Source organism: Marinobacter sp. DS40M6, from assembly GCF_028581595.1.
Taxonomy (GTDB): domain Bacteria; phylum Pseudomonadota; class Gammaproteobacteria; order Pseudomonadales; family Oleiphilaceae; genus Marinobacter; species Marinobacter salarius.
Genome location: NZ_JAFCAE010000005.1, coordinates 31,878 through 56,244 on the forward strand (window position 1 = coordinate 31,878; position 24,367 = coordinate 56,244).

Sequence of the window (24,367 nt, forward strand, 5' to 3'; positions counted from 1 at the left end):
GGGGGACTGAAAACTGTATGTAAGACTGTCTTACAGCGAAACGGGAAAGCGGACAGGCGTCACATTACTGATCGGTCGACTGCCTGCGATAGAACCGAAGCAATCGTTCCAGCATATCGGCAACGTTGCTCTGCTTGCGAAATCCGTGACCCTCGTCAGGGTACACATACACCTCCGGAGAGCCACCATTGCGACGCAGCGCATTGACGATGGCAGTGGTCTGCTGCGGGACCACCACCCGATCCTGCGCACCCTGGAAAAAGATCATCGGTCGACAGAGGCGATCTGCCTGAGCCAGTGGCGACCTCTGCTGCCAGTTGTCGGGACAGTCGTCGGGAGATCCCAACAACCAGTCCAGATAACCGGATTCAAATCGATGCGTCATCGCTCTCAGCCGCCGGGGATCACTGACACCGAACTGGCTGGCGCCCGCCGCAAACACGTCGGTTTGGACCATGGCCAGCAATGCGGTATAACCGCCCGAACTGCGGCCCTGGATGAAAAGCCTGGCGGGATCAACGGCTTTGTTGGCGACCAGCCAGCGAGCAGCACGTTCCATATCCGCCACGTCCACACGTCCCCAGTTCCCCGCCAACGCCATGCGAAAGGCCCGGCCGAAGCCAGAACTGCCGCGGTAGTTCACTTCAGCCACGGCAAACCCCTGACGGCACCAGAACTGGGTCTGGAGGTTGAGTACCGGATAGGTCGTGGAGGTCGGGCCGCCATGGGCAATCAGGATGATTGGTACCGACTTACCATCAGACGCGGATGGCACTGGCGGGTAGAAAAAACCGCTGATGGCATCGACACCACCGGCTGATGGCGGAACGCTGAAGAGTTCCGGCTGAGACAATGTCATTCCAGGGAAAGGCTCTTCGCCACCGGAGAGTGGCTCGGCATGTCCGGTGCCCCAATCGACCGACAACACCGTGTCGAGCCGGGTGGACGAGCGGGCAATACACAACACCCTCTGGCCCTGCACAACCAGGCATCGAAAGTCGACATACTCCCTGGCGATCCGCACGCCTGTTTCTTCATGCCCTGAAAACAACCACAACTGCCCTACTCCAGCCTGGTACCGCATACGTACCCAACCACCGTCGGGAAGGCATTGGTGGTGACGCTCACCCAGTTGCCAGGGGGCGCTGGCATGATCCTCCCGGCTGTCATCCAGCAAGTGCCATTGCCCGCCGGACGTCAGCCGCCAAGGTTGCCACCACCCCTCATGATCCGACAACACAATCACGTCGTCGCCATCAAATATCGGCTGCTGAACACTGCCTTCTGAGGGCGAAGGCCAGCGTCGCGCCTGGGTCAGTGAGCCGTCCCGCTGAATCGATGCTGTCCAGAGTACGGAGGCAACCCAGGGCATGTCCGGTAGTGACCAGCTCACCCAGGCCAGGTGCCGCCCGTCGGCCGATACCGTCGGGGCGCTGTAAAAGTCTTCCGACTCGTGGAGTATGCAGTTCGCTGATTCACTGTCCGTTAGGGCAATACCCATCAGTTGCTGGCGGCCGTTCGCCTCACGCACTGCCAACACCCGGTGATGCGCCGCGTCCCAGGAGAGTCCGCCATAGCAGGCATCGTCGTCAGTGAGTGGAGAGCACGCCCCTGTGGCCGTATCAATGTGATAAACCTGCTGCCCGGACGCCTCGACGGCGAATACGCTTTCGGGCCCGGCACACAGCGCACCACCTCCATAACCGTTAACCTGGCTGCGAGCGCTGAAGCTGCGAGAGAGCAAAGGAATCCCGACACCCGCCTCCAAGGTCATTATCACATTGCCACCACTGACCGGGTCGGACTCCAGCCAGAATTCACCGGTCGCAGATGCCGCTAGCTCTGTACGCTGTAAAAGCGCCGACGAGGCCTGTTCTGACGTCAGCTTTGTCGTTGCATCTGGCTCACGGGGCGCATCAGCCCCTGAAGAACAACCGGGAGTTGTTGGCGTTGCGATAGGTCAGCTCCTCCAACCCGGCGGTGGCATGGTCCGCCGCTTGGCGGGCGGCGAGGATGCGGTCATGATGGGGTGATTTACTGCAAACCGGGTCGGCGTTGTCGGCATTACCGGTCAGCAGGTAGGCCTGGCATCGGCAGCCGCCGAAATCCTTTCCTTTTTCGTCGCAGGACCGGCACGGCTCCGGCATCCAGCTGTCACCCCGGTAATGGTTGAAACCCGGGCTGTCATACCAGATGGAGTGTAGCGAGGAATCCCGTACATTGGGAAACTCAATGGGTAACAGGCGGGCGCTGTGGCAGGGCAAGGCGGTGCCGTCCGGCGCCACGGTGAGGAACAGGCTGCCCCACCCGTTCATGCAGGCCTTTGGCCGCTCCTCGTAATAGTCCGGGGTGACAAAGATCAACCTCATCGCCGAGCCGTCATCTGCCAGACGTTTGCGATAGATGTTTACTTCGGCCTCAGCCTTTTCCAGCTGTGCCTTGGAGGGCATCAACCCCTCACGGTTTTCGAACGCCCAGCCGTAGTATTGGCAGGTGGCCAACTCCACGTAATCCGCACCCAATCGCTCACACAAACTGATGATATCGTTCATCTGGTGGATATTGTGCCGATGGATCACAAAGTTGAGCACCATGGGGTAACCCGCTTCTTTTACCGCACGGGCCATCGCCAGCTTCTGCTCGAAAGCCTTGCGTGAGCCGGCCACGGCGTTGTTCAGTTCCGGGTCTGAGGCCTGGAAACTGACCTGGATATGGTCCAGCCCGGCGTCGCGGAAGGCGTTCACCTTGGCCTCGGTGAGCCCCAGGCCGGAGGTTATCAAATTGGTGTAATAGCCCAGCTGCCTGGCTTCTGCAATCAGCTCCGGAAGGTCCTGACGCACCAGCGGTTCGCCGCCGGAAAAGCCCAGTTGGGCTGCTCCCATCTCACGGCCCTGGCGCAGCACCCTGACCCACTCTTCGGTGCTTAATTCCTGCTGGGTCTGCGCGAAATCCAGTGGATTGGAACAGTAAGGGCACTGCAGTGGACAGCGGTAGGTCAATTCCGCCAGCAGCCATAGGGGCGGACCAATACCAGGGCGATCGCCCGTCGGCATGGTGTCGTGCTGACTCATGGAAACAGTATCCAATGCTGCTGTTCGGCGTCCTTGAGGAAATCACTGACATCGTTTGCCAGGGATCCCGCATCGGGGAACTGCTGTTCCAGGATAGCGACAATATCGGCCACCGTGCGCTGGCCATCCACTTCCTTCAGCACCGCCCCGGCGCTGTCGTTCAACCGCACCATACCTTCGGGATACAACAGCACATGGGCGTTCTGGGCCGGCTCCCACTGGAAGCGGAAACCCGGGCGAAGTCGCGGTGTGCGCTCCATGGGCGTGGCCACTACACCCCCCGGTGCCAGACTGGCTGGCTGGTTACGGTGTGGTACGGCGGCGTGCGGTGCTGATAAGCCATAGTCAGGGCATCCAACATAGACCATAAGATATCCAGTTTGAATTGAAGGATTTCCAGGGCACGGGCCTGCTGTGCCGCGGTGGTGAAGTGATCGAGGGTGATGGTGAGGCCATGTTCCACGTCACGGCGCGCTTCCGACAACCGCTTGCGGAAATAGCCATAACCATCGGTCTGGATCCAGGGATAATGCTGAGGCCAGCTATCGAGCCGGGACTGGTGAATCTCCGGCGCAAACAGTTCCGTCAGGGAGGAACAGGCCGCTTCCTGCCAGGTCGCCCGTCGGGCAAAGTTCAGGTACGCATCAACCGCAAACCGCACACCCGGCAGCACGTGGCGCTGGTCGATGACCTCGTCCCGAGTTAACCCTACTGCTTCCGCCAGGCTCAGCCAGGCCTCGATACCGCCTTCGTCGTCACTGTGGCCATCGTGATCCAGTACTCTCTGGAGCCACAACCGGCGCACCGAGGCATCCGGGCAGTTGGCCATGATCGCCGCGTCCTTGCGGGGAATGTTGATCTGATAGTAGTACCGGTTAGCGACCCAGCCACGAATCTGCTCAGGAGTACAATCACCGCCATACATGGCTTTATGGTACGGATGGTGGATGTGGTAGTACTGGCCCTTTGCCCGCAGGGCCTGCTCGAAATCCCCGCGATTCATGACAGGTGTAGCGAGTGCGTTCACGAGGGCACCTTCATATCCAGATGCATGCCGTCAAACGACACCTCAATGCCGTGCCTGGCCAGCACGGCCCGTTCCGGGGAGTCTTCGTTGAGAATGGGGTTGGTGTTATTGATATGGATAAGGATTTTCCGGCGTGCTGGCATGGTATCCAGCACATCGATCATGCCCCCGGGGCCGCTCTGGGCAAGATGCCCCATTTCCTGACCGGTACGGGTACCCACCTCGCAGCGCAACATTTCATCGTCGTGCCAAACGGTACCATCCACCAGCAGCGTGTCGGCTTTGCGCATCCACTGCAGAATCTGCTCATCGGGCTGCCCGAGCCCCGGGGCGTACATGACGGTTTCACCACTGCGGGTGTCTTCTATGAAAAGCCCAATGTTGTCTCCCGGGTGGGGATTATTCCTGCGCGGCGAATACGGCGGCGCATTACTGAGTAACGGAATGGCCGTCAACCGCAACGCCGGGGCGCAGGGAATGGAAAAAGACTGTTGATCGGTACAGGGTACTTCATGCCACTGGGGGCCACCGCTCCAGTGGGTGAGCATGCGAAACAGTGGAAAGCCGCTGCTCAGATCTTCATGCACCTGGGCGGTACACCACACGTCCAGGGGCAACCCCTCGCGCAACATCAGCAAACCGGTGGTGTGATCCACCTGGCTGTCGCACAGCAACACCGCGTTAATTCCGGTATCCCGAAGCGCACGCGCCGGCTGCATGGCATCAAAGCTTGCCAGTTGAGCACGAATGTCAGGAGAGGCGTTACAGAGAATCCAGTGCACGCCGTCTTCGCTTATGGCGATGGATGACTGGGTACGTGCGCTGGCGTTCAGGGTCCCTTTGCGGAAGCCATCACAGTTGGCGCAATTGCAGTTCCACTGGGGAAACCCTCCGCCGGCGGCGGAACCGAGGATACGAATCTGCATAACGAAATCTCCAGAAGCAAAATGGCCAGCGCACTAGGCTGGCCATCACTTCTCAGCGGTTGGCGAAGTACATGGTGACTTCGAAGCCGATCCGCAGGTCTTCATAGGCTGGTTTGGTCCACATAACGCTTACCTCTTGTGATGATTGTTGTGGCATTGAGGATCCGTTAACCGGTCATCCGGCAACTCACCTTCAATCCTACCCAGTCCACGAAAAGGCAAATATGGTACTTTGGCACTGATTTCCAGCCGATCCGGGCCCTGAAATTCATCCTTTCGACCCATTCCGGTGAACGCCGGCGCAGACACAAAAAAAGGCCCTGGGAAGGACCTAAAAATGGCAGGAAGACCCATCCACCCCCACCAGTCAACTACAACCCGGTAGAGATGCACCCCGGCCAGACACCGGGGAGGAATGTGCACATCCATGTGCTGACTCGCCACCGGGCCTGTGTGGGAGGACCCGGGCACAACAGTCATTGGCGGACTTAGAAGAAGCCCAGCGGGTTGATGTCGTAACTGACCAGCAGGTTCTTGGTCTGCTGGTAATGGTCCAGCGCCATCTTGTGGTTCTCGCGGCCAACGCCGGACTTCTTGTAACCACCGAAGGCAGCGTGCGCCGGGTACTGGTGGTAACAATTGGTCCATACGCGGCCCGCCTGGATGGCGCGGCCCATGCGATAGGCACGGTTGATGTCGCGGGTCCAGAGACCGGCACCCAGACCGAACTCGGTATCGTTGGCGATGGCCAGGGCTTCTTCTTCGTCCTTGAAGGTGGTTACACCCACCACCGGACCAAAGATTTCCTCCTGGAACACACGCATGTTGTTCTTGCCTTTGAACAGCGTGGGCTGAACGTAGAAGCCATTGTTATAGGCATCGTCCATTTCCTCACGGCCACCGCCGGTCAGCACTTCCGCGCCTTCCTGCTTGCCGATGTCGAGGTAGGACATGATCTTGTCGAACTGCTCCTTGCTGGCCTGAGCGCCGACCTGCACATCGGTATCGAGCGGGTTGCCACGCTTGATGGACTTCGTGCGTTCAACAACCTTGGCCATGAACTCCTCGTACATGTCTTCCTGTACCAGCGCACGGGACGGACAGGTACAGACCTCACCCTGGTTGAAGAACGCCAGCACCAGGCCTTCCACACACTTGTCGATAAACTCCGGCTCAGCCTGCATTACGTCTGAGAAGTAGATGTTCGGAGACTTGCCGCCCAACTCTACAGTAGAGGGGATGATGTTCTCGGCCGCGCATTTGAGAATGTGGGAGCCCACCGGTGTGGAGCCGGTGAAGGCAATCTTGGCAATACGCTTGCTGGTGGCCAGGGCCTGGCCCGCTTCAATGCCGTAGCCGTTGACGATGTTAACCACGCCCGGGGGTAACAGATCGCCAATCAGGTCCATCAGGATCAGGATGCTGGCTGGCGTCTGCTCGGCAGGCTTCATCACCGTACAGTTGCCGGCTGCCAGACAAGGCGCCAGTTTCCACACAGCCATCAGCAGTGGGAAGTTCCAGGGAATGATCTGGCCAACCACACCCAGTGGCTCATGGTAATGATAGGCCACAGTGTTGTTGTCGATGGCGCTGGACGTGTCTTCCTGGGCGCGGATACAACCGGCAAAGTAACGGAAGTGGTCAACCGCCAAAGGAATGTCGGCGTTCAGTGTCTCGCGAACGGCTTTGCCGTTATCCCAGGTTTCGGCGACCGACAGCATTTCAACATTCTGCTCGATACGGTCGGCAATTCTCAGCAGGATATTGGAACGCTCAGTGGTCGAAGTTTTTCCCCACGCTGGCGCGGCCTTGTGGGCGGCATCCAGAGCCAGGTCAATATCTTCGGCCGAGGAGCGGGGGATCTCACAGATGACATCGCCGGTCACCGGCGTGATGTTTTCAAAGTACTGACCCTTGACCGGGGCGACCCACTCGCCGCCGATGTAGTTCTCGTAACGGGGTTTGAAGGAGACGACGGAGCCTTCCTTACCAGGTTGTGCGTAGATCATGGTCTCGACCTCTTGTTGTGTTTGTCGCAGGACAACGCGGCCTTGCGCGTTTACCTATTCAATGTAGACCCCGGCACTGGATAGTTGAATGATTCGATGGAGGTGAAAAACTCATCCCTTGGTAGTAAACGCCAGGGCATGGAGGTGGGAAATTACCACCTGTTCGGCAGTGTCCACGACGTCAGGAGGGAATTCGCCCTCTATCCCAAGCCTGCGTAGTAATGGGAAGCGGCCTACAAGGAAAAAGACAATCTGACCCATGACGGTATGGGCCTCGATGATGACCCGGCGCTCGTCGGGTGACCGGTCCATCACGACCGCAATCAGGCGGGTCAGGTGCACATGGACACGTTCGAAGGTTTCCTCGTAGAGGATATCAAACGCCTCAGTGGGACTGGCCTGTTCGCGCATCACCAACATGAGCCAGCGGCGAGCCTCCGGGGCCTGGGCGAACTGGCGAACCATGCGTTTCACGATGAGTTCGAGTTGGGCCAGGGCCTGATCGCAATCACTGGCGCTTGCAGCCGATTGCTCGCCAGTAAAACCGAAAACTTCTCTCATGCGCCGGGCAATATGCCGGGCAATGGCGTGGTACAAGCCAGTCTTATTATCGAAGTAATAGGCAATGGAGCCGATATTGGAATCGGCGGCTTCGGCAATCATGCGGGTCGTGGTGCCTTTGAAACCATATTGACCAAACAACTCCATGCCCGCCAGGATCAGTTTTTGGGCGGTTTCGTCTTCGGCTTTGCCCGGCTCGTTTGCCACTGCTTTCTCTCCAAATGCACTATGTTGTCTCGGTTGCATGAGGCATCTTCCCTGATTCGCGGGCAAAAAAGTAGGTGTACAGCACCGGCACCACGCCCAGACTCATCAGGGTTCCCAGGCCCAAACCAAAGGCCATGGCGCTGGCCATGGCATAGAATAGCGGATCTTTACCCACAATCAGCGGCAACAGTCCGAGGATGGTCGTGGCAGCCGACATGACAATGGGCCTGAGCCGTCGAACGGAGGCGCGGACAACGGCCTCCTGCAGCGAATGCCCCTCGTCACGACGTTCCCGGTCGATTCGTTCGATCAGCACGATGGCATTATTGATGATAATGCCGGCCAGGCTGTAGATCCCCAAAAGTACCATGAACCCGAAATCCGCCCGCAATGCCAATAGGCCTATTGATACGCCCAGTATCACCAGGGGAATGGTGACCACGATCAACAGCGGGCGCTTGTAGGAATTGAACTGGGCTACCAGCAGGATCAGGATCAACCCCAGGCACAATGGCAGGTTGGCTTGCATCGAGGCCTGCCCTTCGGCGGACTGCACCACCACGCCGTCAAACTCAACCCAATGGCCCGGCGGCAAAGAGGCCTCCAGGGATCTCAGTGTTGGGGTAATGCGAGGCATCATGTCCTCGGCAGTCAAAGCATCGTTTCGTCCTTCGATGGTAATGGCGCGAACCAGATTGTGCCGGTCGATCCGGTAGTAGCCATCGTCCAGCCCGATTGTCGCCACCTGGTTCAGGGGAACACCCTCACCAGGATCGTTCAGCGGGTAGACCACTAGCGATTTCAGGCGCTCCAATCGGGACCTCACTTCAGGCGGGTAACGCAACACAATGGGCACCAGGGTGTCGCCCTGGCGTAACTGGCTCAGTTGATAACCATCAATGGCTCCTTTCAGCGAGCTGGCAATATCGGCAGAGGTGACACCGGCGCGATCCGCCTGTGCCTGGTTAACCTCGATGCGCAATGACGGTATGCGTGCTTCCCAGCTCTGACGCACGTCCCTGCCCCCCGGCATAGCGCGGAGTTCTGCCTCCACCTTTGCCGCAGTATCGTAGAGCACCTCTCGGTCTGGCCCCTTGACCAGAATCTCCAGCAGGTTGGAATCTGAAGGCCCGAGGAACATCCGGGTGACCTGGGAGGACAGTTGCGGAAACTCCTTAGCCAGCAGTTGCCGCGCCGCTGTCATCACCGATGCCATCTGGTCCCTCTTTGCCACGTTCAACACCAGGAAGCCTCTATTCGGCGCCGGATCGATGGGGGTGAGTGACAACACGAACCTGGGACCACCAAATCCGGCGTAGGCCGCCACACCCGTCAGTTTGTCACCCAGAGATTCGGTGAGCGACCGGCTGACCGCCTGAACCTGCTGGTCCGTTGCAGAGGGCGCACTGTCAGATGGCAGATCCAGGTAGACCAATACCTGATGCCGGTCTGAATCGGGAAAGAACTTCTTGGGCACCACCTGCATCAATCCAATACCCAGCAACAGCAAAGCCACCACCGCTATCAGGAATAACGGCCGATGCCGCAGGCAGCGTCTGAGCACCACCTCATACCCACTGGACATAGCCCGGAACAGGCGCTCGGATAATGCCGCCGGCCCGGTTTGTTGCTGAGGTGCACTGCGATCGGAATCATCAGCGGGGCGTTGCATGAAGCGATGACACCATATCGGCACCACTGTCATCGACAGCAGCCAGGACGTCAGCAACGACAGGGCAATCACTATTGATATCGACCGGGTATATTCGCCCGAGACATGTTCCGCCAACATCAGTGGCAGGAAGACCAGAATGGTGGTCAGCGTGGACGACAGAAGGGGCATAGACAGTTCACCCCCGGTCTGTTTCAGCGCCAAGTCACGAGACGTACCCTCCGCCAGGCGAACTTTGAAGTCCTCCGCAACGACGATCGCGTTGTCCACCAACAGCCCCAGGGCAATGACGAGGGTTGCGAGGCTCATGCGCTGCAACGTCATGTCGAAGAGCCCCATCAATGCCAGGGTTACGAGCATGACTGCCGGTACCGTTGAGCCGACTATCAGGCCGGTGCGAATGCCCAGAAACAGAACCACAACCGCCAGAACAATAGCCAGGGTCTGTATCACACTGAGGCTGACGCCATAGACCGCATTGGCCACTTGGTCCGCCTGGAACGTCATGATGTCCAGGTTATAGCCCGCCGGCAGGCTGGCCCCGATGTTGTCCAGGCGAGCCCTTACGGCTTCGCCATAATCAAGGACGCTATAGCCATCAGTCATGGAGATGGCAAATACAATTGCACGCTTGCCATTGTGGTAAGCGGTGTTAGCCGGAGGATCCAGGTATCCCCGATTGACCGCTCCAAGGTCCGCCAGGCGAAGGGAGCCACCATCGGGCAACCGAATGTCCGATGCCCGCAGGGCTTCCAAGTCCGGAAACGCACCCGACACCTGCAGTGCCAGCCGCTGCTCTCCGGATTCCATAACGCCCGCCGGTGAGATAACGTTTCGATCACTAAGCTGTGAGGCCAACTGAACCGGCGTCAGCCCAAGATTGGCAAGGCGGGATTCACTGACATCGATGTAGATGCGTTCCGGCTGCACACCGTGCAACTCCACCTTACGGGTTCCCTCCACACCATACAGACGGGCGCGCACATGTTCGGCAATCTGCAGTTGTTCAGCCTGGCTGAACTGATCTGAGGTGAGCGCAGCAGTGACCACGGCCACATTACCGAAATCGTCATTGACGACTGGCGCCTCAGTCCCCTCCGGTAATTGACTGCGGGCACTCTCCACCTTCTGGCGCACGTCATCCCAGATCTGAGCCAGATCGAAGTAGCGATCCTGAATCTCAACATGAATCAGTGACTGCCCCCGCATCGAGGTGGACCGGATATGCTCCACCTCGGCAACCTGTCGAATCCGGGTTTCCAGCGGCTTGGTGATCCATTCCTCGACCTGCTCGGCGGGTAAGCCAGCAAAACGGGTACTGACCACCGCCTCGCGGACGGTAATACTGGGATCCTCCCTGGTGGGAAGCGAGAGGTAGCTGAACGCGCCAAAGAACATGGCGGCCACGGTGGCCAACAGGACAACCGGACGGAAACGGAACGCGAGCTGGGAGAGGTTCATGACCACCTCAATGGAACTGTTGTGGGCCCTGGCCCAGAATGCTGACGCGGTCACCTATCGAGACAAACTCGACACCGCGCGCGACAACTTTCTGCCCCACTTGCAGGCCCCCGGTGACCACCGCCTCGCCGTCTGCTACCGAGAGTACTTTCACCGGCACGGAGACCAGTTGGTTAGCGTCATCAAGCAGCAGAACCCGAGGCTCACCCAGGACTGGGTATAACAGGGAAGTCAGTGGCACACGAAAGGAGTCAACCGACGTGGTCATGCTATCGGTCGCTATCTTGAAAGAAACTTCAGCGGTCATACCAGAGCGAAGCCCCGCCATGGACCCAGTCATACGGAGGATAACCGGGTAATCATTCCCGTCAGCGGCGTGACTGCCAATGTGTGTTACCCGCGCGGTCGTCTGTGCGCCGTCCAGTGCGGGCACTGACACTGACTGGAGGCTTTCTGCCTGAACCTGCCCGATGACGTTCTCCGGCACCCGGGTCAACACGTCAAAACCGTCGCCACTTGAAACAAGGTTGAAGATGACCTCGTTGGCCGCCACTCGTTGCCCGGGTTCAGCGTGCCTGCGTGCCACAGTGCCATCGAACGGTGCCCGCAGGCTTGTCTGTTCCAGATCCCGCGCTGCCAGTTTCCGGGACGCGACGGCGGAGTCCACCCTGGCCCTGGCACCAGCCACGGCTGCCTCTGCGTTTTCCAGGGTAGCTTCACTGGTATGCCCGCCCTGGCGCAGCCTTGTCAGCCGCCGTAGCTCGCGCTGAACGTCAGCAAGGCCTGTCCTGGCCTCCACCTCTGCCGCCTTACTGCGTTCATACGTCAGTTGGTAGCGCTCGCCATTCAACCTTGCGAGGATATCGCCACGCTGAAAGGCATCGCCAACATCCAGGGTCAGATACTCCACCTGGCCAGTTACTTCAAAGCTCAGCGTGGTTCTTCGGCTTGATTCCACCCGGCCCGGCAAGGTCATCCAGGACATCGATTCAGCCGGCTCAACATTTGCCACGTCCACTAGCCGTGGCGAAGACGAGGTATCCAGTGGTTCAGAAGCCGGCGAGCAGCCGGCCAGTATCAGCACCGCAAGAATGATTACCAGCACCACAAGCCACCCCTGTTTAATCATCTGATTAAGGCATCATATAATCATTTGATTAAAACTGAAAGGATGTACCAAAAAAAAGGGCTGCCTTTCGGCAGCCCCTTCTAGACCCGATACCGAGTCGGTAAACTCCAGGGATCAGTTGCTCGCAACACGATCCTTCGGCAGTTTGAACGTCCAGACCATACCGCCCTGGTTGAAGTCCTTTACCACCTTGGCCACTTCACCGCCCCAGAGCGGAACCGCCCCACCCCAGCCAGAGGCCACAGAGACATACTGCTCGCCGTCCATGGTCCAGGTGACAGGCGTACCCACAACGCCGGAACCGGTGTTGAACTTATACAGCTCTTCGCCGGTCTTGGCGTCAAAAGCCTTCAGATAGCCTTCGGGCGTACCAGTGAAGACAAGGTTGCCCGCGGTTGTCATCACACCACCCCACAGTGGAGCGGTGTTTTCATAACGCCAGACTTCCTTGCCGGTCTTTGGGTCCATGGCACGGAGCACGCCGATGTAATCGTCATTAGCTGGCTTGATGGTAAAGCCCGCACCCAGGAAAGCCGCGCCTTTCTTGTAGGAAACTGGCTCGTTCCAGATATCCATGGACCATTCATTGGACGGCACATAAAAAAGCCCGGTGTCCTGGCTATACGCCATGGGCATCCAGTTCTTGCCGCCAAGGAACGCCGGCTGGGCAACAACCACCTCACCTTTACTTCCCTCCATTGCGGAAGGATCGCCCGGGCGGCCACCGTCCTTGAAGATCGGACGACCGGTCTTCGGATCAAGGCCTTCAGCCCAGGTGATCTTGTCCACGAATGGGAAGCCGCGAATAAAGTCGCCGTTCTCACGGTTCAGAACGTAGAAGAAGCCGTTACGGTCAGCGGTTGCCGCCGCTTTCACGGTTTTGCCCTTTTCTTTGTAATCGAACGAAATCAGCTCGTTGACACCATCGTAGTCCCAGCCATCATGAGGCGTGGTCTGGAAGTGCCATTTGATACTGCCATCGTCCGGATCGATTGCCACCCGCGAGGATGAGAACAGGTTATCGCCAGGGCGCAGGTGTGAGTTCCAGGGTGCCGGGTTACCGGTTCCGAAGAACAGGGAGTCGGTGTCCTGATCATAGGTGCCACCCAACCAGGTCGCAGCACCGCCGTTCTTCCACATATCACCCGGCCAGGTCTGTCCGGCTTTGCCGCCGGAAATGCCGTTTTCAACCGCCTTGCCATCTTTGTAGACATAGCCCATATGGCCTTCAACAGTCGGGCGCATCCACACCAGCTCACCGGTATTGGCGTCGTAGGCTTCCACCTTGCCGACAATACCGAACTCACCACCGGAAACGCCGGTAATCACTTTGCCTTTGACAACGATAGGTGCGGCGGTAATGGCATAACCCGCCTGGTAGTCGGCAACCTTCTTGATCCACATGGGCTTGCCGGTATCTTTGTTCAAAGCGACGAGTTTGGCATCGAGAGTACCGAAGATAACCTTGTCGTCGTATAGGGCAACGCCACGGTTAACCACATCACAACAGGGCATGATGCCGTCGGGCAAACGCGCGTCGTACTGCCAGATCTCCTCGCCGGTTCTGGCATCAATAGCGTAAACACGGGAATAGGAGGCGGTCACATACATCACGCCATCCTTGATCAATGGCTGCGACTCCTGGCCGCGCATTTTCTCGCTGCCAAACGAGAACGCCCAGGCTGGCTGGAGGTATTGAATGTTGCTGGTGTTAAGGTCTTCCAGGATACTGAAGCGCTGACCCTGGGTACCCATGCCGTAACTGACAATATCGCCCGGCGTTTTATGATCGTTCATGATGTCTTCGTCGGTGACCGCTTGGGCCCCATACGATACCGCCAGCGCCAGGGCACTGGCCGCAATGCGAATCCCGAACTTGTTCGATGTCATGGTTGCGCTCTCCAAGTCTCTTGTTTTCGGTGCTATCGTTTTTGTTTCAGGATGAACCGGGAACTTTTCCCGCCTCTGAAGTGATTCTTCGCTTTGGGACGAAAACCAACAATTACCCCCCGGCACTGGTTTTCTCATCACTTGGTATTACTACCTCCAAAAACAAAGCCCGCGAGGGCTTCGCGGGCTTGATGTATCGCTCGAAATAAAGCGGGGAGTCATCAACGCTGACCTTCGGCCTTAGTCAACGCTTCCTCGCTGAGAAATTCCCGATAATATTGGGGAACGCTATATCGCAGCCCGAGCTCCGCAAACAGTGCTTGCATGTCGCCGGATTTCACCAGGTCACCGATAATGGCTTCGATCGCATAACCGAGCTGGCGATGGGTATGCTTGATGGCCATGCCCACGTCCCAGACCTGCTTGCCGATACCCGGGAAGCCGTTCCCTGCCAGCTGAAATTCGGTATTTCCAGGGCGCCCAAGCTCATGATCGATCTCGGCGCGCATACCCATAACGGCACTGACCGTGCCCTCGCGCATGGCATCGAATGCCTTGCGAACGTTCGGGTAATGCCTGACCTGATCCCGCATACGGCCCTGCAAACCGGAACTCAGGTAGAAGTCCGGCAGGGTATCGATCTCCACGCCAATGGGGTGGTACTGGAACTTGGCGACGGTATCGACACCGTCAATCTTCTCCGGATTGAAGGCAATCTGCCAGGTTTCCTGCTGGTAGGGGCCGAACAGCACCACCTGTTCGTTGATGTATTCCCCGGTGGAATCCTGCATGTAGGCATATTGCTTGTCATAAGGCACCCGCATCATCACGTCTGCCAGCCGGCGCTTGGCGAGGTAGTGCCCTTTCCAGACGTTGTTTCTGAGGTCATCTCCGAGGTTTTCGTCGGGCACGATCCAGTGCACCCGGAATTCAACGCCCATGGCTTCGGCAATCTGTTTGCCCACTTCCACGTCAATGCCACGGGGTTCTCCGTTCACCTCGTAGGAGTACGGCGGGAAGTTTTCATAAACACCAACTTTCAGATAACCGGATTCGAGAATGATGTCGTAGGTTCGCTCCGCAGGCCTGTTCAGTAACGGATCGCCGTCATCCACTTCCTGCGCCGGGACCACCTGGAAAAACAGCATCAGTACAACAATACGGGACAGTGTTTTCATTGTTTTCTCCCCAACGACGCCAGGCCGGCACAGGGCCGGCCTGAGTACAGGCTTGGTATGAAGATCCGAGAAGCGATCATTCCGGCTTCGGCAGAGACTCCACATAAGTCCGAATGGCCCATATGGCGTTCTGGTCCAGTGTTTTCTTCCAAGCGGGCATGCCCCTGTCAGTGCCGTTGAGCACTCGGGTAACGTAATACTCGTCATCCCACTCGGTCAGCTCACGCAAGTCGGGCGTCAGGCCGCCGGACATAGCGCGGATACCGTGGCAGCCTGCGCAGTTGCCGGCGTACGCACTCTCTCCCACTGTCACGGCCTGGGCATTGTGCTTGCCATACTCATTGCCTTCCCGAAACGGGTTCTGCGATCGCACTTCGTCACCGAGTTCAGGCAGGTCACCAGTGTCCACCTCCTGTGGAGTCACGTTGCCGTGAGCCATTACCAGACCAGCAACTCCCAAAAGAGCGGCTGCCAGCAGCGTGTGAAGTGAAAAGGGCGTGGTCATTGTTGCTACCTCTGCTATTTGATTCCTCATCCATTGGCTGTTGGTTTTGTCAGACGCCAATGTGCTTGCTCCCAGTCTAGGAATCGCACCGCTCAATCCGAATGCCACTTTGGAGGTTTTGGTGTAGTTCCTTGGTAGTAGACGCAGAGAGCGAAGGCCAAAGCATGAGATCGAAAGGCAATGTCTGAAAACTGCCCGTTTCTCAGCTACAAGCACGCTTATCGGGATATTTTCCCGGGTTTTTCTGGTTTTTTCCCGGATCCAGCATGGGTATTTCCGTCGCCTGGCGTTGGCTACGCAGCTAATACTCAGTGCGTCGACGTCTAAGCAGGGCGTTAGTCACAACAAAAACCAAGGGGAACATGTATGAAAACCACCAAAGAAAAGCATCCGCTTATACGCGGGATCAGCCTGGCACTGATGCTGGGTTCATCAGTCGCTCTGTCACTTCAGGTGCACGCCAAAGACGTGACGTGGGACGACATCGCCAACGATGCACAAACCACGGAAAACGTACTTGGCTACGGCATCGGCCCCAAGGCACAACGTTACAGCCCGATGACCACTGTTAATCGCGAGAACGTTGAGCGCCTGGTTCCGGCCTGGTCTTTCTCATTCGGCGACGAGAAGCAGCGGGGGCAGGAATCGCAGGCGCTGATTCACGACGGCGTTATCTATATCACCGGTTCCTATTCCAGAATCTACGCCCTGGACGCCAAAACCGGAGACAAACTCTGGGAATACAATCACCGCCTGCCCGAGGGCATCCGCCCGTGCTGCGACGTTGTGAACCGGGGCGCAGCCATCTTCGGTGACAAGGTCTTCTTTGGCACCCTTGACGCCGGCATCGTTGCCCTAAACAAGGACACTGGCAAGGTAGCCTGGCGGGAAAAGTTCGCCGACCACGAAGCAGGCTACACCATGACCGGGGCTCCAACCCTGGTGAAAGACCAGAAGTCCGGCAAGGTACTACTGATTCACGGGTCGTCCGGGGATGAGTTCGGCGTTGTGGGCAAACTGTTTGCGCGTGACCCTGATACCGGCGAAGAAATCTGGATGCGTCCATTCGTGGAGGGGCATTATGGTCGCCTGAATGGCGAGAAAAGCACACCGACCGGCGATCCTCGTGCACCGAGCTGGCCTGACGATCCCAACACTGAAACTGGAAAGGTCGAGGCCTGGAGCCACGGTGGCGGTGCCCCCTGGCAGAGCGCGAGCTTCGATGCCGACACCAATACCATCATCATCGGCGCTGGCAACCCTGCCCCATGGAACACCTGGAAGCGCACATCACCCGGTGGCGACCCCGCCGACTACGACAACCTGTACACGTCCGGGCAGGTCGGCGTAGACCCGTCCACTGGCGAAGTGAAATGGTTCTACCAGCACACACCCAACGATGCCTGGGACTTCTCGGGCAACAACGAACTGGTGCTTTTTGAATACGATGAGGACGGGGAGACCGTAAAAGCGACAGCGCACGCCGATCGCAATGGGTTCTTCTACGTTGTTGACCGTACCAACGGCGATTTCAAAAAAGGTTTCCCGTTCGTAGACAATATTACCTGGGCCAAAGGGATTGGCGAGGACGGTCGTCCAATCGAAGCCGAAGGCCAGCGCCCACCACCCGTAGCTGAAGGCGAAACCCGCGGCAAATCCATCGAAGTTTCTCCGCCCTTCCTCGGTGGCAAAAACTGGAACCCTATGGCCTACAGCCAGGATACCGGTCTGTTCTACGTGCCAGCCAACCACTGGAAAGAGGATTACTGGACCGAGGAGGTCACTTACAAAAAAGGCGCGGCCTACCTGGGTCAGGGGTTCCGCATCAAGCGCATGTATGACGACCATGTGGGTATCCTCCGTGCCATGAACCCCATCACCGGCGACATTGAATGGGAGCACAAGGAAAATATGCCCCTGTGGGCAGGTGTTCTTGCCACCAAGGGCGGCCTGGTATTCACAGGCACGGGAGACGGGTTCCTCAAGGCCTTTGACGCCGAAACCGGCGAAGAACTCTGGAAGTTCCAGACCGGCTCCGGGATCATTTCGTCTCCGATCACCTGGGAGATGGACGGTGAGCAGTATATCGGCGTTGCCTCTGGCTACGGCGGTGCAGTGCCACTGTGGGGCGGCGATATGGCTGAGCTGACCAAGCCCATTTCTCAAGGCGGGTCATTCTGGGTGTTCAAGATGCCCTCCTGGGCGCAGGCTTCACGCTAACCAATTTCCGACCTGGGTCTGGCTTAACGCCAGGCCCTTTTTTGTATCTGTTCGGGAGTGACTACCATGAAATTCGTTATTACTGCTTCCATGATGGCTTTGTGCTCACAGTCGTTCGCCGGCGATTACATGGCCGGCCAGGATCATGCGCCCTCATTCAACGGCTGTGTTCTTGAGCGCCGGGCCCAGTGCCCCGGAGCGGATCTTCGGGGCGCCGATCTGTCCAACATGGACTTGCGTTCCGCTGATTTCAAAGGCGCTAACCTTTCAGGCGCCAACCTGAGCCATACAAGCCTCAGAGGTGCCAATCTGGATGGAGCAAGTCTGGACAACGTCGTTGGCTACCGTTTGCAGGCCTACCGAGCAAGCATGCGGGGAGCATCGCTGAAAAATGCAGATCTTCAGGGCATGCAGGGGCAATACCTTTTTGCCCAGGGGGCTGACTTTAGCGGCTCGAATCTAACGGGGGCCAATTTCGATTTTTCGAGATTCTCAGGCGCTTCATTGCAGAACGCCAATCTCGCCTTCAGCAGTTTTGAAATCTCCTGGCTGCCAAAAGCCGACCTGAAGGGTGCCAATCTGCGGGGAGCCAACCTTCAGGAGGCCAAGCTCGGACTGGCCAATCTGTCTAACGCCAATCTCACCGGAACCCGGATACATTACGCAACGTTCGAGGGTACCTACATGGAAGGCTGCACGGCCTGCCCTTTCGATTGGTAATGGTGGGCGGGCTCACACCCGCTGGCCTTCTCCCAATTGCCCGTACCGAATCAGACCAGCATCCACAGCCAGGTGAATCAACTCCACTGACGAGGCCACCTGCAGTTTGCTTTTCAATACCGCCAGATGGTTGGAAACCGTTTTATTGCTAACACACAGGCGCCCGGCAATCCCCGGAACACTCTCCCCCCGGGCATACATCAGCAAAACTTCCATCTCCCGCTGTGTGATATCGCGCAGACGGTGATCCACCGGTCTTTCCTGATTCATAGCCAGCCGGGTCGCAATCGGGTGCTCGATGTAGGGTTGGCCCGCCGCTACCCGTTTGACCGCTTCCGCCAATTCTTCGGGGGCGCAACTCTTGGATACAAATCCCAGCCCACCAACATCCAGGGCCTGGCGCACCATTGGTAGTTCATCGTGCATGGTAAAGAACAGAATGGCGGCGCTGCGCCAGCGCTGACGAAGTCGGCGCCCCACTTCCAGGCCAGAGATATCCGGCAACCCCATATCCAGCAGCACGACATTCGGCTGGTGGTCCGCGTAACGGGCAACCGCATCCTGTCCTGTTTCCACTTCGACAATGGCGACGGCGGGTATCATCGACCTCAGCAGGTTGGCAATCCCCTGACGCACAACCTGATGGTCATCAACGATCATCAGTTTCACACGGCACCTCCTGGCGCTGTAATGGATTCAGACAAAGGCACCGCAAGGCGTATTCGTGTGCCTTCACCCACCTTGCTGGAAAATTGCACCTTTCCGCCGAGGCATCGCGCCCGCTCACGCATGGAGCGAATGCCCAGGCCCGCCTTCGCGGGAAAGTTCTCTGCACCGGCTCCGTCGTCCCGAATGTCAATCCGCAGTCCATCGGAATGTTGAGCAACCGCCAGTATTGCGCAGCGGGCTCTGGCGTGTCGGGATATGTTGTTCAGCGCCTCCTGAAGGAAACGATAGAGATGTGTCTGCTGCTCATCGGTGAGTTGCGGCAGTTGCGTATCCATATCAAGCCGACAGTCCAGCCCGCTCAACTGCTGCCACTGTTCCGCCAGGTGTCGAATGGCGCTGTCCAGGCCAAGTTGCTCCATCACCAATGGGTGCAGATCCTGCAACAAATGGCGGAAATGCTGTTGCACGGTTTCACAGTGTCCCGCTAGATCTTTTGCCTGTTGCTTCTGTCGTTCGTTCAATTCGGGGTCGTACACCCAGCTTCGCGCCTGCGCACGAATACCGGTGAGATACTGGCCAAGATCATCGTGCAAGACACGGGCAATATGTGATCGCTCCCGGTCCTGTAACTGCAGCAGTTCGTTCAGCAGGTGGCTGACGGTTTTCTGTTCCTTTTCCAGCGCGGTGGCCATTGCATTGAACCGACCGGCCAGAGTATCCAGTTCTCGGATACTCTGCCTTGGCAGCCTGGACGTCAGCTCCCCCCCGGCCACAGCCTCCAGAGCGCTTGCCAATGAAACCAGGGGCCGAAGCCCCTGCCTGACCATTCCGTAGAGTGCCATGAAGCACAAAACCATACCCACTGCGTAGGAAAAGGAAACCAGCAGGAACCCTTCCCAGATTTCCTCGACCTCATCAGCGGGATCAATCCGCCAGCCATTGACCGAGGGAAAAGACACCTGTCCCGACACCATGGACGAAAACCAGGAAGGCACATGCCCATTGTCGTCTGCCTTGTCGGCCACTGGCTTTATGTGCCGCATATTCGCAACCACATTAGCCGGCAGACCTTGAGGATCGCCCAGACTTTTCGCCAGACCTGACACGCCGGTGAGCTCACGCTGAACATCGTGCTGCGCCTGCCCAATGTACAACGCAGCACCCAGCAGATACACGACAACAAATACCGCCAGCATGGTCAGGGAAATTTTCCGGTAAGCCGTCATTATTTTGGTCCAGTCAAAGGCTTTGGCACCTATACCAATCATGCTAAACGCCCTATTTCTGACCGGAATAGTTCTTTAGTACCGGCACTTTCCTACTTTCTGAATATTTCCGGGACTTTTTCCCTTCTCTAAGCTGGAAGCACAACAATAAACCGGAGAACTTCATGTCTCTTTTGTTCAGGACTGCAACCGCAATACTGGCAGCCATCCTCAGCACCGCCCCGCTGAAAGCAGATTCTCTTGAGGTACGTGTAGGGTATGTGCAATGGCATCCGGACCAGGGCCCGGTCTTGTCCAATGTCCTTCCCGAACCGGAAGACGCCGGCCTGAAAGGCGCAGAACTGGGCATGCAGGACAACAGCACCACCGGGAAGTTTCTCGGGCAGACCTACACCCTGGAAAGCAGGGTTGCCGACTCGGAAGCCGAGGCGATGGCCGCTTTCGACCAACTGCGCGCGTCCGGTATCGAACTGTTCGTGGTGAATACTCCGGCACAGACATTGAAGAGAATGATCGCAAAGACGGACGCAGACACACTTCTGTTCAATGCCGGTTCAAAAGCGGACGAGCTTCGAACCATCGAATGCAACGCCAACCTGCTCCATACCATGCCCAGCTACGCCATGCTGACGGACGCACTGGCACAGTGGCTGAACCAACGGCGCTGGAACGAGATTTTCTTGATTACCGGGCCCACTGACGACGACAAAGTCTGGGCCAATGCCTTTCGCAGATCTGCCAAGCGCTTCGGTTTGGAAGTTATTGAAGACAAACCATGGACCTTTGACGCCGACCTTCGCCGCACCGCCTCCAGGGAACTGCCGTTGTTTACCCAGGCCAGCGACTACGATGCCGTTGTGGTGGCGGATGTTCGAGGCGATTTTGGCGAGTACGTGCCTTTTAATACATGGCTGCCGCGACCTGTCGTCGGCACTCAGGGGATGTCCCCCGTTACCTGGCACCGGGTAGTGGAAAGCTGGGGCGCCGCTCAACTGCAAAGCCGCTTCCGTGATCTGGCTGGCCGCGACATGAACGGCGAGGACTATGCCACCTGGGCAGCCATTCGTTCCATCGGCACAGCCGTCACTGACTTGGGTGACGCAAGCCCCAACGCAATCCGAAGTTTTCTTTTCAGCGACAAATTCCAGCTTGCCGCTTTCAAGGGCCGCAAGCTGACTTATCGCGATTGGAACGGCCAACTTCGACAGCCAATTCCCCTGGTTCATCCACGGGGACTGGTTGCCAGGGCACCGTTCGAGGGGTTTCTGCATCCCAACACGGACATGGACACGCTCGGTTTCGACAAACCAGAGAGCGAATGTCGCATCAACGGCTGACCGCTCTGGCGGAAGCTTTCTATAACAAGAAGGAGTTACACCATGAAGTCTCTGCTCAAGCACGCCGCCCTGGTCGCCATCGTCGGCCTGTCGACACCGGCCATGGCCAGCCTTGCCTACGTGTCCAACGAAAAAGACAACACCCTTTCCATCATCGACACCGAGACTCAGGAAGTTGTTGAGACCATTGATGTGGGCCAGCGGCCACGGGGCATCCTGTTGTCCAAGGACCACACCAAGCTTTATATCTGCGCCAGTGACGACGATACTGTGCAGGTGCTGGATCTGGCGACCCGCAAGATCGTCGACACCCTGCCCTCCGGTGAAGATCCCGAACAGTTCTCACTTCACCCGAACAACAAGCATCTGTACATCGCCAACGAGGACGACGCCATCGTCACAGTGGTGGATGTGGACACAAAAGACGTCCTGGCCCAGATTGACGTCGGTATAGAGCCGGAAGGCATGGCTGTAAGCCCGAACGGAAAATGGGCGGTCAACACCAGTGAAACCACCAGCATGCTGCACTGGATCAACACCGAGACCTTTGAGATTGAAAAGAACATCGTTGTCGGGCAACGCCCCCGCCACGTGGAATTCAGCAAAGACAGCAAGATTGCCTGGGCTTCGGCGGAAATCGGCGGCACCGTGCACATCATCGATGTGGACAATCTGGAGCAGATCCATGAGATGTCGTTCAAGGTTCCTGGCGTGAATCAGGACCGCGTTCAGCCCGTCGGTATCGAGCTGACCTCCGATGGAAAATACGCCTTCGTAGCGCTCGGCCCATCAAATCATGTTGCAGTCGTCGATGCCCAGACTTATGAAGTGTTGGATTATCTACTGGTGGGCAGTCGGGTATGGCAACTGGATCTCGATAAGGATGAGAAACATCTCTATACCACCAACGGCGTTTCAGGAGACGTTTCGGTGATCGATGTCGAAGACCTGAAGGTGATCAAATCCATCAAGGTCGGCCGCTACCCCTGGGGTGTGGTCATTGATCCGTCCTCATAACACCAGCATGACCATTGAAGCCAGCCATATCAGCTTTCGCTACGGCGACAAGCCCGTGCTCAAAGAGGTCAGCTTCGCGCTGACCTCTGGCCGTTTCCACGCTCTTCTGGGCCCCAACGGCGCCGGCAAGTCCACACTGTTCGGTTTGTTAACCCGGCTTCTGGCGCTCCAACAAGGCGAACTACTGCTGGCCGGTCAATCGTTGAAAAAACAGCCATCCGAGGCCATGCGCCAGATTGGTGTGGTGTTCCAGCAGAACGCTCTGGATCTTGATTTGACCGTGCGCCAGAACCTGCAGTATCACGCCGCGCTGCACGGATTATCTCGCAAAGACGCCCGAACGAGGGGTGATCGCGAGCTGGCTCGTTTTGAACTGCTGGAGCGCGCCAACGAACCCGTGCGCAAGCTCAATGGCGGCCACCGACGGCGTGTGGAAATTGCCCGGGCCTTGCTTCATGAGCCCTCTCTGTTGCTGCTTGATGAGCCCACTGTCGGCCTGGATGTGGCAAGTCGCAGAGCGCTCAACGAACATGTTCGCATTCTGTGCGACGAGGCCGGCCTGACCGCGCTGTGGGCGACGCACATGATCGAGGAGGTGCAACAGGATGACCGGGTGTTGATCCTGCACCAGGGGAAACTGCTGGCCGATGGCTCCGGCCAGGACATTTGCGAAGCCGAGGGCACCCGGAACCTGGCGGAAACGTTTCACTCGCTGACGGGGGCAGGATAATCATGAAAGCGGCCCATTACTGGCACTGTTTTGTCGGCATCCAGACGCGGGAGTGGTTGCGCTTCTGGCAACAACGCACTCGCTTCGCCAGCGCCCTGGTTCGGCCGCTTCTGTGGCTGGTGGTGTTTGCCGCCGGCTTCCGGGCGGTGCTGGGTATTTCCATTATTCCGCCCTACCAGACCTACATCACTTACGAGACCTACATCGCCCCCGGGCTGTGCGGGATGATCATCCTGTTCAACAGCATGCAGGGGGCGCTTTCCATGGTGTATGACCGGGAACTGGGCAGTATGCGGGTTTTATTGATGAGCCCTTTGCCCCGGCCGTTCCTGCTGGTGACCAAGTTGCTGGCGATGGGGGTGGTGTCGGTCGGGCAGGTGTATGTGTTCTTGATGCTGGCATTGCTGGTGGATGTGGAGCCACCGTTGTGGGGCTACCTGGCCGTCTTTCCGGCCCTGGTATTAACCAGCCTGATGCTGGGTGCGCTGGGCCTGCTGATTGCCACCTGGATCAAGCAACTCGAAAACTTTGCGGGGGTCATGAACTTTGTCATTTTCCCGATGTTCTTCATGTCTTCGGCGCTGTACCCCCTGTGGAAAATGAACGAAGCCAGCCCCTGGCTGTACTGGGTCTGCCAGTTCAATCCGTTCACCCACGCAGTGGAAGCGATCCGGTTTTCGCTGTATCTGGAGTGGAATCCCACCGCCTTCGGCATTACCGCCAGTGTAACGGTCGTGCTGGCACTTTTGGCAACGGCGGGGTTTCGGCCGCAGAGGACCAAGATACTGGGGACAAAGCCTGCCTGACCGAGA

At 57.8% G+C, this 24,367-nt stretch carries 21 protein-coding genes; 6 read left to right on the forward strand and 15 right to left on the reverse strand.

Features of this window, described 5'->3' with window-relative positions; genetic code table 11:
• Positions 1-64: 64 nt before the first annotated feature.
• The 13 genes from JJO78_RS13915 to pedF all read right to left on the reverse strand — a co-directional run bounded on the left by JJO78_RS13915 (position 65) and on the right by pedF (position 15,636).
• On the reverse strand, positions 65-1,774 hold the full coding sequence (locus JJO78_RS13915; protein WP_083637119.1) for a S9 family peptidase: 1,710 nt from the start codon (positions 1,772-1,774) through the stop codon (positions 65-67).
• A gap of 142 nt (positions 1,775-1,916) precedes the next feature.
• Positions 1,917-3,071 carry a pyrroloquinoline quinone biosynthesis protein PqqE gene (gene pqqE, locus JJO78_RS13920; protein WP_178380751.1) on the reverse strand — a complete coding sequence of 385 codons (1,155 nt, stop codon included), beginning with the start codon at positions 3,069-3,071 and terminating at the stop codon, positions 1,917-1,919.
• Complete coding sequence (pqqD, locus tag JJO78_RS13925; RefSeq protein ID WP_075194481.1) at positions 3,068-3,331, reverse strand: pyrroloquinoline quinone biosynthesis peptide chaperone PqqD; 264 nt, start codon at positions 3,329-3,331, stop codon at positions 3,068-3,070. Before pqqD ends, pqqE begins: the two co-directional genes overlap by 4 nt.
• Positions 3,332-3,342: 11 nt before the next feature.
• Positions 3,343-4,074 (reverse strand): pyrroloquinoline-quinone synthase PqqC, encoded by a 732-nt coding sequence (pqqC, locus tag JJO78_RS13930; RefSeq protein ID WP_178380755.1) that lies wholly within the window; start codon positions 4,072-4,074, stop codon positions 3,343-3,345.
• 20 nt (positions 4,075-4,094) lie between these two features.
• A complete protein-coding gene (gene pqqB, locus JJO78_RS13935) occupies positions 4,095-5,024 on the reverse strand; it encodes a pyrroloquinoline quinone biosynthesis protein PqqB (protein WP_075194291.1) in 930 nt (309 codons plus the stop codon).
• A gap of 52 nt (positions 5,025-5,076) precedes the next feature.
• A complete protein-coding gene (gene pqqA / locus JJO78_RS13940; protein ID WP_007153157.1) occupies positions 5,077-5,148 on the reverse strand; it encodes a pyrroloquinoline quinone precursor peptide PqqA in 72 nt (23 codons plus the stop codon).
• A gap of 364 nt (positions 5,149-5,512) precedes the next feature.
• On the reverse strand, positions 5,513-7,033 hold the full coding sequence (exaC, locus tag JJO78_RS13945) for an acetaldehyde dehydrogenase ExaC (protein WP_075194290.1): 1,521 nt from the start codon (positions 7,031-7,033) through the stop codon (positions 5,513-5,515).
• 111 nt (positions 7,034-7,144) lie between these two features.
• On the reverse strand, positions 7,145-7,801 hold the full coding sequence (locus JJO78_RS13950; protein ID WP_226909974.1) for a CerR family C-terminal domain-containing protein: 657 nt from the start codon (positions 7,799-7,801) through the stop codon (positions 7,145-7,147).
• A 19-nt stretch (positions 7,802-7,820) separates the two neighbouring features.
• Positions 7,821-10,934, reverse strand: coding sequence for an efflux RND transporter permease subunit (locus JJO78_RS13955; protein ID WP_075194288.1), 3,114 nt, complete (start codon positions 10,932-10,934; stop codon positions 7,821-7,823).
• A gap of 7 nt (positions 10,935-10,941) precedes the next feature.
• The gene (locus JJO78_RS13960; protein WP_075194287.1) at positions 10,942-12,063 is read right to left on the reverse strand and encodes an efflux RND transporter periplasmic adaptor subunit; all 1,122 of its coding nucleotides are present in this window, start codon (positions 12,061-12,063) and stop codon (positions 10,942-10,944) included.
• A 114-nt stretch (positions 12,064-12,177) separates the two neighbouring features.
• A complete protein-coding gene (locus JJO78_RS13965) occupies positions 12,178-13,953 on the reverse strand; it encodes a PQQ-dependent methanol/ethanol family dehydrogenase (RefSeq protein ID WP_075194286.1) in 1,776 nt (591 codons plus the stop codon).
• Positions 13,954-14,174: 221 nt separating this feature from the next.
• The gene (locus tag JJO78_RS13970; RefSeq protein ID WP_075194285.1) at positions 14,175-15,131 is read right to left on the reverse strand and encodes a substrate-binding periplasmic protein; all 957 of its coding nucleotides are present in this window, start codon (positions 15,129-15,131) and stop codon (positions 14,175-14,177) included.
• Positions 15,132-15,207: 76 nt separating this feature from the next.
• Positions 15,208-15,636: a cytochrome c-550 PedF gene (gene pedF, locus JJO78_RS13975; RefSeq protein ID WP_036205991.1), complete on the reverse strand. Its 429-nt coding sequence runs from the start codon at positions 15,634-15,636 to the stop codon at positions 15,208-15,210.
• Positions 15,637-16,002: 366 nt separating this feature from the next.
• On the opposite strand from pedF, the gene JJO78_RS13980 reads away from it, so the two are divergent.
• Both JJO78_RS13980 and JJO78_RS13985 read left to right on the forward strand, forming a co-directional pair.
• On the forward strand, positions 16,003-17,856 hold the full coding sequence (locus JJO78_RS13980; protein WP_075194284.1) for a methanol/ethanol family PQQ-dependent dehydrogenase: 1,854 nt from the start codon (positions 16,003-16,005) through the stop codon (positions 17,854-17,856).
• Between the two features lie 66 nt (positions 17,857-17,922).
• Positions 17,923-18,576 carry a pentapeptide repeat-containing protein gene (locus tag JJO78_RS13985; RefSeq protein WP_075194283.1) on the forward strand — a complete coding sequence of 218 codons (654 nt, stop codon included), beginning with the start codon at positions 17,923-17,925 and terminating at the stop codon, positions 18,574-18,576.
• 12 nt (positions 18,577-18,588) lie between these two features.
• Here JJO78_RS13985 and JJO78_RS13990 read toward each other — a convergent pair whose 3' ends face one another.
• Together JJO78_RS13990 and JJO78_RS13995 are read right to left on the reverse strand one after the other, a co-directional pair.
• Positions 18,589-19,245: a response regulator gene (locus JJO78_RS13990; RefSeq protein ID WP_036210434.1), complete on the reverse strand. Its 657-nt coding sequence runs from the start codon at positions 19,243-19,245 to the stop codon at positions 18,589-18,591.
• Complete coding sequence (locus tag JJO78_RS13995) at positions 19,242-20,513, reverse strand: sensor histidine kinase (RefSeq protein ID WP_226909975.1); 1,272 nt, start codon at positions 20,511-20,513, stop codon at positions 19,242-19,244. The genes JJO78_RS13990 and JJO78_RS13995 overlap by 4 nt, the downstream gene beginning before the upstream one ends.
• A 122-nt stretch (positions 20,514-20,635) precedes the next feature.
• On the opposite strand from JJO78_RS13995, the gene JJO78_RS14000 reads away from it, so the two are divergent.
• Genes JJO78_RS14000 through JJO78_RS14015 form a run of 4 tightly spaced genes read left to right on the forward strand, consistent with a single transcriptional unit; the run spans position 20,636 to position 24,361 of the window.
• Positions 20,636-21,808, forward strand: coding sequence for an ABC transporter substrate-binding protein (locus tag JJO78_RS14000; protein WP_087148963.1), 1,173 nt, complete (start codon positions 20,636-20,638; stop codon positions 21,806-21,808).
• A gap of 42 nt (positions 21,809-21,850) precedes the next feature.
• Complete coding sequence (locus JJO78_RS14005; RefSeq protein WP_075194282.1) at positions 21,851-22,825, forward strand: YVTN family beta-propeller repeat protein; 975 nt, start codon at positions 21,851-21,853, stop codon at positions 22,823-22,825.
• Between the two features lie 7 nt (positions 22,826-22,832).
• Positions 22,833-23,555: an ABC transporter ATP-binding protein gene (locus tag JJO78_RS14010; RefSeq protein WP_075194281.1), complete on the forward strand. Its 723-nt coding sequence runs from the start codon at positions 22,833-22,835 to the stop codon at positions 23,553-23,555.
• A gap of 2 nt (positions 23,556-23,557) precedes the next feature.
• Positions 23,558-24,361 carry an ABC transporter permease gene (locus tag JJO78_RS14015; protein ID WP_075194280.1) on the forward strand — a complete coding sequence of 268 codons (804 nt, stop codon included), beginning with the start codon at positions 23,558-23,560 and terminating at the stop codon, positions 24,359-24,361.
• The last annotated feature ends 6 nt before the right edge of the window (positions 24,362-24,367 follow it).